Below are 11,800 nucleotides of genomic sequence, written 5' to 3'. Positions count from 1 at the left end.
TCCGGCACCTTTTTTATACCAGAATTGCAGCTTTGGCCTGATTGATGAAAGAATAAGTTTGATGAAAGAGTTAAATCTGACACAAGGCAGCGTTCCGAAAGTACTGTTACAGTTTGCAGTACCCTTCCTGATAGCGAATGCACTTCAGGCACTCTACGGGGGTGCCGACCTCTTTGTTGTGGGACAATATGATGATTCTGCAAGCGTAGCAGCCATTGCCACTGTTACGGCGCAAGGTATCAGTTTTGCAACAGCACTTGGGTTTCTGCACCGGCGCGGATTCCACTTTGAGTTCACAAAGCGGGACATCCGGCTGAACCGAGTTCTGTCCAAAAGAGTGCTGACACTGGGTGCTCCCATAGCCTTGCAGGATGCATTGATTAATGTCTCGTTTCTAATAATCATCGTATTCGCCATGTTGCCTCCGATAACCATATCATCGGCCGTGGCAACCATGACAGCACAGAATTATGGTGCAGAATTGATACAGCGAATGAACAAGTGCTTCCTTTCCGGAATAGGATTTGCCCTCGTTTTCGGATTGTCGGCTTGCCTCTATTCGCAATTCCTGCCCGAAACGCTTACGGCTTTTTTCACCAAAGACCCGGCTGTGGTGGCTATGGCGGCGGAATATCTGCGGGGATACAGCATCGACTGCGTCATTGTCAGTTTTGTGTTCTGTATAAATTCCTACTTCAGCGGACAGGGAAATTTACTGTTCCCGATGATTCACAGTCTGATAGCGACTTTCTTGTTCCGCATTCCATTGTCATACTGGCTCAGCCAGATAGACAGTTCATCACTGTTCATCATGGGCTTTACTCCACCCATCTCGACAGTGGTTTCGCTGCTGATATGTATCTGGTATCTGAGATATAGTCAGAAAATCAAATGAGGAGTTATGCCCGATACTCATTCGGGCTTACCCCTACCACCTTCTTAAACAAACGGCTTAAATGATGCGGATACTTGAAGCCCAGTTCATAGGCAACTTCGCTGACGGTTTTATTCTCATCATAGAGCCGTTCCTTTGCTTTTTCTATCACAAAGAGTTGAATGGACTCCTGAGCAGACTTTCCGGTTTCTTTCTTAATCAAATCACCAAAGTAATTGGCAGAAAGATGCAGTTTGTCCGCGGCATATTGCACAGACGGCAAACCGACTGTTTGCGGCTGGTCTGATTCAAAGTAGTCACTGAGCAGATTCTCAAAACGAACCAGGATATCTTTATTCAGACTTTCACGGGTAATGAATTGGCGGTCATAGAAACGCTGGCAATGGTTCAACAAAAGTTCAATGGTAGAAGCGATAATACTTTTACTATGCTTATCTATGGCTCGTTCCAGTTCCTCCTGTATCTCCAGATAACAGTTAAGGATAATCTGACGCTCACGCTCGGACATGTGCAAAGCTTCATTCGCTTCATAAGAGAAAAAACTGTAGTCTTTCATCTTGCGTCCCAATGATGTGCCCCGCAATAAATCAGGATGGAATAGTAACGCCCACCCTTGAGGATTCAATGTTTCTTTGTCATCATCCACACCTGCCACCTGTCCCGGAGCGACAAAAACCAGCGTACCTTCCTGATAATCGTAGGTGCTACGCCCATAAGACAACTCCCCACATTTAAGCTGTTTCAGGAAGATACAATAAAAGCCGAAATTCTTGCGCCCGTGCTTTAATGACTTCAGTGTTGAAAAGTCGACCACACTAACGAGCGGATGCAATGTCTCCACTCCTACCGCCATATTATACTCATGAATTGTATTCAACTTTACGATTGCTCCCATATTCTTCTTTATTTTATCCGATGACAAAAATAGAGGTTTTCTCTTAGCTTTCAAACATCCGTATCATTAAATCTGTAATATTGGTATGAGAAACTGTAATCTGTATATACGCCTCATTTTCAAGCATTCAAGAAAGATTCTGAAACCGTAATTATGGTTTGCAAAGCAGTAATCTGTCTATTTACAAACGCTATCTCACAGCTTACCTTTGCAACATCAAAAACATAAAGAATAATCCTCTATCTCTTGATAGAATCAAACTTTAAAATTAGCATAGTATGAGAACAAGAATTATTTCACTAATCGTAATTGCAATGACAACATTAAGTATGAATGTACAAGCACAGGACTCCTCTACGGACAAAAAAGTATTGGTAGCCTATTTCTCCCGCTCGGGAAACACACGCGCAGTAGCCGACCACATCAAAAGCCTCACTGGAGGAGATATGTTCGAAATTCAGGTAGCCAAACCGTATCCGGAGGAATACCATGCCTGCACGGAAGTAGCCAAGAAAGAAAAAGAGGACAATGCAAGACCAACCCTCAAAACCAAGGTTGAGAACATGGCATCCTATGACGTCATCTTCATCGGTTACCCCAACTGGTGGGGAACGATGCCGATGCCCATCCTGACCTTCCTGGAAAGCTATGACTTCAACGGCAAAGTAGTAATCCCCTTTTGCACACATGGCGGAGGTGGCGAACAAAACTGTTTCAAGGATTTCGTGAAGCACATCGGCAAGGCAGACAGCAAGCAAGGTTTCCTTATCGGTGGCGGACAAGCCTCATCCGCCCGTCCGCAAGTGGAAAGCTGGTTGAAAGGACTTAAATTAATACAATAATCTGCAATGTCCGAGGATTAACAGCCCTATCAATTGTTTTTATAACAAACCAATAAAAAGATATAGTATGCAAACTGTAAAATTAAATAATGGCATAGAAATGCCTATTCTGGGTTTTGGCGTCTATCAGATTGAAGACCAAGCCCTCTGCGAACAATGTGTGTATGATGCCATCGAAGCCGGTTACCGCTCCATAGATACAGCCGCCGCTTATTATAATGAAGAGGCTGTGGGAAAAGCAATCAAACGTAGCGGAGTTCCCCGTGAAGATTTGTTCATCACTACCAAACTGTGGATTTCGGATGCCGGTTATGATAAGGCAAAGAAAGCCTTTGAGGCATCCATGAAGCGCCTGCAACTCGATTATCTGGATTTATACCTCATCCATCAGCCGTTCAATGACTATTACGGTTCATGGCGTGCAATGGAGGAATTATATAAAGAAGGCCGCATCCGTGCCATCGGCGTCAGCAACTTTATGCCGGACCGTTTGGCTGACTTGATTCAGTTCAACGAAATCGTTCCTGCTGTCAATCAAGTGGAAACCAATCCTTTCAATCAGCAGATTGAAGCTGAAGTATTCATGAAAGAGAAAGGAGTTCAGATTGAATCGTGGGCGCCGTTTGCCGAAGGAAAGAACGATTTATTCCGGAATGAAACGCTGGCGGCAATTGCGGACAAGTATCACAAATCTATCGCCCAAGTGGTGTTGCGCTGGCTGATACAGAGAAATGTAGTGGTTATCCCAAAGTCCATCCGCAAAGAACGCATCATTGAGAATTTCAATGTATTCGATTTTGAACTGGCTAAAGAAGATATGGAGAAAATAGCTGCATTGGACACTAAGACAAGTTGTTTCTTCTCCCACCGTGATCCGAAGATGGTGGAATGGTTGGGTGGGCTGCACTAAGAAATCTAAAGAACATTTGCATCCAATCGGCATATTAGTTACTTTTGTAGAGTGTTTTATAAATCAAAGCAATATGAATAGAACAGATATACAAAATGGCTCTTATGCTGATTGCCCTATCCGGATGATACTGGCCCGCATCAGTGATAAATGGTCTATACTGACACTTTTCACCTTGACACAGGCCCCCGTAATGCGGTTTAATGAGCTACAGAAGACAATACCGGACATTTCACAAAAGATGCTGACCGTTACACTCCGCACATTAGAAGAAGATGGACTTGTGAGAAGACAGATTTACGCTCAAGTGCCGCCTAAAGTGGAATATTCGCTGACGGACAGGGCCATGTCTCTGTTACCACATATCAACTCCCTGATTTCATGGGCACAAGAGAATATGAACGACATTATCAATGACAGGAAAAGGCGAAGGGGGAAATAACGTTGCCTCAAAAAAAAACACGTTTCTTCCCAAGCCGACGAATGTTCACGCCGAACTACACATTATATATATGCACTATGAAAATCCACATTTGTTTTTTACTGCTTTTGGCAGTCGGCAGCCTGTCTGCCCAAAATGTATGCTTATCTGGAATCGTTCAAGCAACGGCTTTATCCCAATCTGAATAACCTGATGAAGAGAGGAGTTTCGGTTCGTGCTCCCTTTGAAATTGCAGACAGAAGATAAGCTTCAGCAACTCTTCTATCCATGCCTATTCTCACTATGATGAGAAAAGATTCTCATAAGAGTGAGAATAAATTCTCATCATAACGAGAATAAATTCTCACCGCAACGAGAAAGTTATCATAAAATACCCTCTCTGTCCTCCGTCAGGCATCCCAGTCGTATTGATCTATATATTCATCAAACACAGGTTGCCCTGTAATTCCACGGCTGAGGAAAATCCGGCGAATAGATTCTTGTTCAACTAACTATGAAGGCAATATACAAAGTTGAAAGGTATCTAGTCGTAAGTAAGATTCGGTTTCATATCAATTGTTTTAAGAATGTTTTATTCAGTGAAAAGGTAAGTTTTTTTAAGGACAAATATTCTAATAACAGGTAATTTATAAATTTGTGGAAGAAAAGCCGCTATTATTAATTTTGATAGCGGCTTTTTGTCTATTTTTGCCAGCATATTTGAGTATTACCCCCAACAAATCATAAATCTTAATACCAGAATTAATGAAACACACACTTTTATTCACTTTGACACTCATTGTATCAATCAACTGCAATACGGTTGCTGCACAACAACAAGACACGGTTTTCGTCTCTAACTTCGGGGCGCATGTTTATTCTTACACAAACAGTGTTACCAACATACAGGCTGCGATTAATGAATGTAAACGAACAGGCGCTCATGTGCTTTCTTTTGAAAAAGGCCGTTATGACATCTGGCCTGAAGGAGCGATACGCAAAGAATATTTCATCACGAATACTTCGACCGAGCAAGAGTGCCCTTCCAAAGTAAAAACAATCGGCTTGCTATTTGAAGATATGAAAGACCTGATAATCGAAGGCAAAGGAGCGACTCTTATGTTTCATGGCAAAATGACAACTATCGCCCTGGAACATTGCAAGAACTTGACCTTTCAGAATTTACAGGTCGACTTTGAACGCCCTGCGGGATCAGAAATAACGTTTACGCAGGTAAATGGAAATGAAGTGGAGGTGAAGGTGCATCGTGATACCCGTTATGAAATAGTAAACGACCGGATGAACCTTTACGGTGAAGGCTGGAGGTCTAACCGGAACCATTGCATAGAATATGATCCTGCGGACGAAACATTCCGCTACAGTCAGGGTTGGAATGTACTGTCTGCATCCAAAGCGAAAGAAATAGCGCCGAACGTAATACATTTCAACGTTCAGAAAGAATATTCCCCCAAAGTGGGCAACACACTGACCATTCGTGATATTATCCGTGACCAGGTGGGATGGTTTATTTTTGAAAGTAGCGACATTACCCTCAGTCAGATTCAGATACATTATATGCACGGGTTAGGCATAGTGAGCCAATACACGCGCAACATAACGATGGATAGAGTGAAATGCATGCCTCGTGAAGGAAGTGACAGATTGCTGGCCGCTTCTGCTGACATGATGCATTATTCGGGATGCAGCGGAAAAATTAAGAATAGACAGTTGCTATTTTGCCGGGGCGCAGGACGATCCTATAAATGTTCATGGCACTAACCTCCGCGTTGTGGAGAAGCTCGACGAACATACCGTGAAGCTACGTTTCATGCATGGACAGAGCTACGGATATAATGCCTATTTTGAGGGTGACACCGTAGCTTTTGTAAGAGCGTCTACTATGGAAAGGTTTGCCTCTGCCTGTGTTGTTTCTGTAAAGCGGCTGACAGACCGCACTGTAGAAGTTGCTTTCGACCGTGATATTCCCAAAGAACTGGAATTAAACCATGATTGTGTGGAGAACATCAGTTGTACGCCCGAGGTAGAGATTCGCAATTGTTATTTTACAAGAACCAGTACGCGGGGAACCTTGATGACTACTCCCCGAAAAGTAATCATTGCGAATAACACCTACTATAAAACAGGCATGAGCGCTATTCTTATCGAAGGAGATGCCGAGGGCTGGTATGAATCGGGACCTGTAAAAGATGTGTTGATTCAAAATAACATTTTTATCGACTGTGCCTATAATGGTGGTCCTGAATATGCGGTAATAGCATTGAACCCTTCCAATACCATTATTGATGCAGCGCATCCGGTACATAGAAATGTACGCATCATAGGCAATACTTTCCAAACATTCGGCAACCCGGTTTTATATGCCAAAAGTACAGAAGGATTGGTCTTCAAAGATAATAAAGTTACATCCACTCCGTTGCCTGGCGGTGCACTCCAAAAACCGGTATTTATACTGAATGGTTCTAAGAATGTGACAATCAAGGACAATATCCTGAAGGGAACCTTCCGGGAGAATATCGTTTTCAGAAATATGAAAAAGGGATTTATCAAGACCGACTTATAAATAGACTATATACCTTATATCAAAAACAATAAAAATACCACGATAATGAGAAAAAAACATTTGCTTTTTATTTTCGCCTTATTTACTATTGTCGCAGGACATGCACAGAGTATAGACTACACTAAAGGATTTTCTATCTGGTTCGACACTCCTAATACTCTGCAAGGAAAAGCCATCTGGTATGGCGGAAGACCGGATATGTGGAAAGGCGAAAACAAACCGGAAAGTGCCGGAAATACAGCACGCAATCCGGATGCCGATTGGGAATCACAATCGTTGCCTATCGGAAACGGGAGCATCGGTGCCAATATTTTAGGATCGGTGGAAGCCGAACGCATCACCTTTAATGAAAAGACGCTCTGGCGCGGTGGTCCCAATACAGCCAAGGGAGCGGATTATTACTGGAATGTGAACAAGCAATCCGCACATGTATTGGACGAAATCAGACAGGCGTTTGTCGAGGGCAATCAGGAAAAAGCAGAGCTCCTGACCTGCAAGAATTTCAATAGTGAAGTGGCTTATGAATCTAATGAGGAAAAACCGTTCCGCTTCGGAAACTTCACCACAATGGGCGAATTCTATATAGAAACAGGACTCAGTGTGATTGATATGGACAATTACAAACGCATCTTGTCGGTAGACTCAGCCTTAGCTGTCGTGCAATTCAATAAAGGCGGAGTAGCTTATGAGCGCAGTTATTTTATTTCATATCCCGCCAATGTAATGGCTATCCGGTTTAAAGCAAACCAACCGGGCAAGCAGAACCTGGTTTTCAGTTACTCCCCCAATCCGGTTTCCACCGGAGAAATCGCTTCCGACGGAACTAACGGATTGACTTACACCGCTCATCTGGACAATAACAGCATGCAGTACGTAGTACGGATTCATGCCGAAAACAAGGGAGGAACTTTATCGAACGCAAACGGGAAGTTAAGTGTGAACAATGCGGATGAAGTAGTATTTTTCGTAACAGCCGATACGGATTATAAAATTAACTTCAATCCGGATTTCACAGATCCACGGACTTATGTAGGGGTAAATCCGGCGGAAACGACCAATGAATGGATGCAAAAAGCGATAGAAAAGGGATATGATGCTTTGTATAAAGAACATTATAAAGATTATGCCGCTTTGTTCAACCGGGTGAAGCTGGAATTGAATCCGGACATGAAAAGCAACAATCTTCCTACCCCGCAACGATTACAGAATTATCGCAAGGGACAGCCGGACTCCTATCTGGAAGAACTTTATTATCAGTTTGGACGCTATCTGCTTATTTCCAGTTCGCGTCCCGGAAATATGCCTGCCAATCTGCAAGGCATCTGGCACAATAATGTAGATGGCCCGTGGAGAGTGGATTACCATAATAACATCAATATACAAATGAATTATTGGCCTGCCTGTTCCACTAACCTGACGGAATGTATGCTCCCACTGATCGACTTTATCCGTACGTTGATAAAGCCGGGTGAAAAAACCGCGAAATCTTATTTCGGAACCCGTGGATGGACAGCCTCCATCTCCGCAAATATATTCGGTTTCACTACGCCCTTGTCCAGCGAGAACATGTCCTGGAACTTTAACCCGATGGCAGGTCCGTGGCTGGCTACCCACATCTGGGATTATTACGACTATACGCGCGACAGAAAGTTCCTGAAAGAAACCGGATATGACATCATCAAGAGCAGTGCACAATTTGCAGCCGACTTCCTGTGGCACAAACCGGACGGAACGTATACAGCCGCTCCTTCCACTTCACCGGAACATGGTCCGGTAGATGAGGGAGCTACTTTTGTGCATGCAGTTATACGCGAAATCATACAAGATGCCATTGATGCCAGCAAAGTGCTGGGCGTAGATAAGGGAGAACGTAAACAGTGGGAAAAAATACTGCAACAGTTGGCTCCTTATAAGATAGGACGCTACGGACAACTGATGGAATGGTCTAAAGACATGGATGATCCTAAGGATACACACCGGCATGTGAATCATTTGTTCGGTCTGCATCCCGGACGGACACTCTCTCCTATTATTACTTCCGAATTGACTGACGCCGCCAAAGTAGTATTGGTGCACCGCGGTGATGGGGCTACCGGCTGGAGTATGGGATGGAAGCTGAACCAGTGGGCACGGTTACACGATGGCAATCATGCTTATAAGCTATTCGGCAATTTATTGAAAAACGGTACGTTGGATAATTTGTGGGATACACACTCACCTTTCCAGATAGATGGCAACTTCGGGGGAACTGCCGGAGTAACCGAAATGTTGCTGCAAAGCCACATGGGGTTCATTCACCTGCTACCGGCTTTGCCGGACCAATGGAAGGAGGGTTCAATCAGCGGTCTCTGTGCAAAAGGCAACTTCGAAGTCAGTATATATTGGAAAGGCGGGAAATTATCCGGAGCTTCCGTTCTTTCCAATGCCGGTGAACCTTGTGTGATAAGGTATAATGATAGTGTATTGTCTTTCAATACCAAGAAAGGCAGACAGTATGAGGTAGTACTTGCGGGCGAAAGCTTACAGTTAGTTGAAAAATAATAAATTGATTCTATGTCCGGAATGGCAAGATGACAAAAGCCACTTGGCACATTCCGGACATAGAAGTATTCATCCTTACAAGATACTTTTACATCGCTTTCCAGAACTTCTGAAAGTCCTTATACCGCCCGTAACAAACCAGTTCGTCATCCGCCTGCACCTGGTCATTTTCAGGCAATTCGTTCATCACATCATGCTCTGTAAAGGAGATACCCAAGCAGTTTTTCAGCGTCTTGGCACGCTTCAGCGCCAACAGTTTCAAACCGAATTCCTTGTCCAGGTTCAGTTCGTTGGCATAATATCCCACCATCTTTTCCGGCACCGTGAACTTCACCACATAATAATCCGCATCCACCCGGAACGTCTCCATGTTGGAACCGAATTCCAAGAGATGCACCAGCCCACGGGCAGCATCCTCTTCCGGAGTCAGTATGCGTTCCAGTTCAAAGGCTTCGAGCACGGAGCGATGGACATTATCAATAGCCCTTGCATAGATATGCTTCACCTTCTGCTGTTTCAGCAAAGCCACCACACGGATGGAGGCGCCGAAATTCTCACCGATAGCCACTATCACCACATCCACCCCATTCAGAGGAAGAACGGAAAGTGCCTGTTCGTCTGTTGCATCCAGCACAAAAGCCGTAGCTATTTTCTCTTTTATGCTGTCCACACGACCTGCACTTACATCTGCACCAATCACCTCGTGCCCCAATGTAGATAGTTCTTCGGCAAGCATATGCCCGTAATTTCCTAAACCAATAATAATATATTTCATTTTAAATAAATAATTGAAAATTAAAATACAGAATATCTCCTACTAACTACTCTAATTTATAATGATCTGCCCACTCGGATACTGATATTTCGTATGCTTCTTTTGCTTAATGATACCCAGCATCAGTGTAATCAGTCCCACACGTCCGATAAACATCAGAAGAGCAACAAGCAACTTACTGTTATCCCCCAAAGTCGGAGTAAGATTCAGACTGGAACCTACCGTACTCAACGCCGATACACACTCAAACAAAAGTGCCATGACAGATACCTGAGGTTCCCAGATTGTCAGAATAAACACAAATACAAACAAAACGCCGATAGACATCACCACCGTCGCATTGGAACGGCGAATGGAATCGTAAGACAGTTCGCGGCCAAATACTTCCACCCGCTCCGTACCACGCAACACGGCAACCAAATTCAGAACAACTACTGCAAACGCATTCACCTTGATACCACCCGCCGTGGACTGCGCAGCACCACCTACCCACATCAGGAAGATATAAACCAATACACTCTGTACTCCCAGCGAAGCCAGGTCCACACTTGTAAATCCGGCAGTACGCGGACAAGTCGCATTAAAGAACGCCTGTGTCCATTTATCAGCGACTGACATACCGGCAAAAGCATTATTCCACTCAAAAACAGCGATAAGCACCGTACCAAACACCAATAACAGGAAAGTCATAATCAGCACAATCCGTGTATTCAGATTATACAGATGATAAAAACGATGTCTGTCCCACTCCCACGTATGCAGGAATTTCCAGATACGGCGCAAATGATGGAGTACTATATCTTTGAAATTCACCAATATCGGGAAACCGATACCACCCAGAATAATCAACAGAGATATATAGATAAGGAATGGATTATGCCCCGTCATCACCAATGGATTGCCAAGGTTACCCGGTAATGTGGAGAAGCCGGCATTACAGAATGCTGATATGGCATGGAAAGCTGAAAAGGCCACTTCTTCCTCAAACGTCATCCCCATCGTACCGTGAATGTCGCTCCAGATGGCAAGCATACCGACACCTTCAATAACCAACGTGAATCCCAATATGTACAACAAAGTGGAAAGTAAAGAATTCAACGAATTGGAACTGACCATATCACGAACCACCAACTGATTATAAAAGGATGTATTACCCATAAAGAACATCGCAAAGAAACTAGTCAGTGTCATCACACCCAATCCGCCAATCTGTATCAGCAGAATGATCACCACAAAACCGGATGTCGTAAAAGTAGACGCTACATCCACCGAAGTCAGCCCCGTGACACAAACCGCACTGGTAGAAATAAACAGTGAGTCCACCCACGAAATACCACTCACCGTACATCGGGGAAGCATTAGCAAACCTGTTCCGATAAGAATGATTATCAGGAAACTACCGGCCAGAATCAAAGAAGGATTCGTTCGCCGTCCCAACACCCTGACCAAGCCATTGGATAAATTGAGAAAAGAGAAAATCAGCAGAAGCACTATATGATAGGGCTTTCCATTCAATATTTCCCAAAAATGCAGAATAGCTCCCTCCTCTTCCGGTCTATGAAAAATGACAGGGATAAGGGTAAGGTAAAGCAAGGCAATCAATATCCACGTCAATTTCTTAAAAGTACGCTTTGTGTCCCTGTATTCCAATAACAGGCGCAAAGTGACTTCGGACAGGAAAACACCCCACACAAACCGATAGAGTGTTTGCAGTTGAGAAGCCTCGTGTTCGGAAATAGTAAAGCCGTGTTCATATACCACTCCCATAATTAACAGAATAGAAGCCAGGTAGGCTATGTAAGTCACCCCTCCAAGAATGATCCGAGTGTACGGATGAATCCATTTATTCTGATACAACAAGAATTTATGATAAATCTTCATGGAGACCAAATTAAATATCAGGCAAACATAAACAAAACAATGCGTATAGACAAAAAACA

Annotated in this window: 9 protein-coding genes and 1 pseudogene; 6 read left to right on the top strand and 4 right to left on the bottom strand. The window is 43.8% G+C overall.

All coding sequences use genetic code 11. The features are described 5' to 3' along the window. Positions 1-61: 61 nt before the first annotated feature. Complete coding sequence (locus DW182_RS19770) at positions 62-895, top strand: MATE family efflux transporter (RefSeq protein WP_118296586.1); 834 nt, start codon at positions 62-64, stop codon at positions 893-895. Positions 896-899: 4 nt separating this feature from the next. On the opposite strand, the gene DW182_RS19765 is transcribed toward DW182_RS19770, so the two are convergent. Beyond that, positions 900-1,790 (bottom strand): AraC family transcriptional regulator, encoded by an 891-nt coding sequence (locus tag DW182_RS19765; RefSeq protein WP_025831973.1) that lies wholly within the window; start codon positions 1,788-1,790, stop codon positions 900-902. 278 nt (positions 1,791-2,068) lie between these two features. Between DW182_RS19765 and DW182_RS19755 the strand changes: the two genes are divergently transcribed. The 3 genes from DW182_RS19755 (at position 2,069) to DW182_RS19745 (ending at position 3,984) form a co-directional block, all read left to right on the top strand. Then, complete coding sequence (locus DW182_RS19755; protein ID WP_118296569.1) at positions 2,069-2,632, top strand: flavodoxin; 564 nt, start codon at positions 2,069-2,071, stop codon at positions 2,630-2,632. 67 nt (positions 2,633-2,699) lie between these two features. After that, the gene (locus DW182_RS19750; protein ID WP_118296568.1) at positions 2,700-3,542 is read left to right on the top strand and encodes an aldo/keto reductase; all 843 of its coding nucleotides are present in this window, start codon (positions 2,700-2,702) and stop codon (positions 3,540-3,542) included. 73 nt (positions 3,543-3,615) lie between these two features. After that, complete coding sequence (locus DW182_RS19745; protein WP_118296567.1) at positions 3,616-3,984, top strand: helix-turn-helix domain-containing protein; 369 nt, start codon at positions 3,616-3,618, stop codon at positions 3,982-3,984. A gap of 389 nt (positions 3,985-4,373) precedes the next feature. On the opposite strand, the gene DW182_RS22820 is transcribed toward DW182_RS19745, so the two are convergent. Continuing rightward, positions 4,374-4,457, bottom strand: a complete 84-nt coding sequence (locus DW182_RS22820) for a hypothetical protein (protein WP_370449836.1) — start codon at positions 4,455-4,457, stop codon at positions 4,374-4,376. 271 nt (positions 4,458-4,728) lie between these two features. On the opposite strand from DW182_RS22820, the pseudogene DW182_RS19740 reads away from it, so the two are divergent. After that, positions 4,729-6,544 (top strand): annotated as a pseudogene (locus tag DW182_RS19740) (right-handed parallel beta-helix repeat-containing protein). Between the two features lie 45 nt (positions 6,545-6,589). Then, positions 6,590-9,085 (top strand): glycoside hydrolase N-terminal domain-containing protein, encoded by a 2,496-nt coding sequence (locus DW182_RS19735; RefSeq protein ID WP_118296566.1) that lies wholly within the window; start codon positions 6,590-6,592, stop codon positions 9,083-9,085. 88 nt (positions 9,086-9,173) lie between these two features. Here the strand turns inward: DW182_RS19735 and DW182_RS19730 are convergent, their stop codons facing one another. Together DW182_RS19730 and DW182_RS19725 are read right to left on the bottom strand one after the other, a co-directional pair. Next, entirely contained in the window at positions 9,174-9,860 is a 687-nt protein-coding gene (locus tag DW182_RS19730) for a TrkA family potassium uptake protein (RefSeq protein ID WP_118296565.1), read from the bottom strand. A 51-nt stretch (positions 9,861-9,911) separates the two neighbouring features. Beyond that, positions 9,912-11,741 carry a TrkH family potassium uptake protein gene (locus DW182_RS19725; protein WP_118296564.1) on the bottom strand — a complete coding sequence of 610 codons (1,830 nt, stop codon included), beginning with the start codon at positions 11,739-11,741 and terminating at the stop codon, positions 9,912-9,914. Between the last annotated feature and the right edge of the window lie 59 nt (positions 11,742-11,800).

This window comes from Bacteroides sp. AM16-24, from assembly GCF_003471885.1.
Lineage (GTDB): Bacteria > Bacteroidota > Bacteroidia > Bacteroidales > Bacteroidaceae > Bacteroides.
The sequence above is the reverse complement of the archived record's forward strand: the minus strand, read 5'-3'. Positions and strand labels throughout refer to the sequence as shown.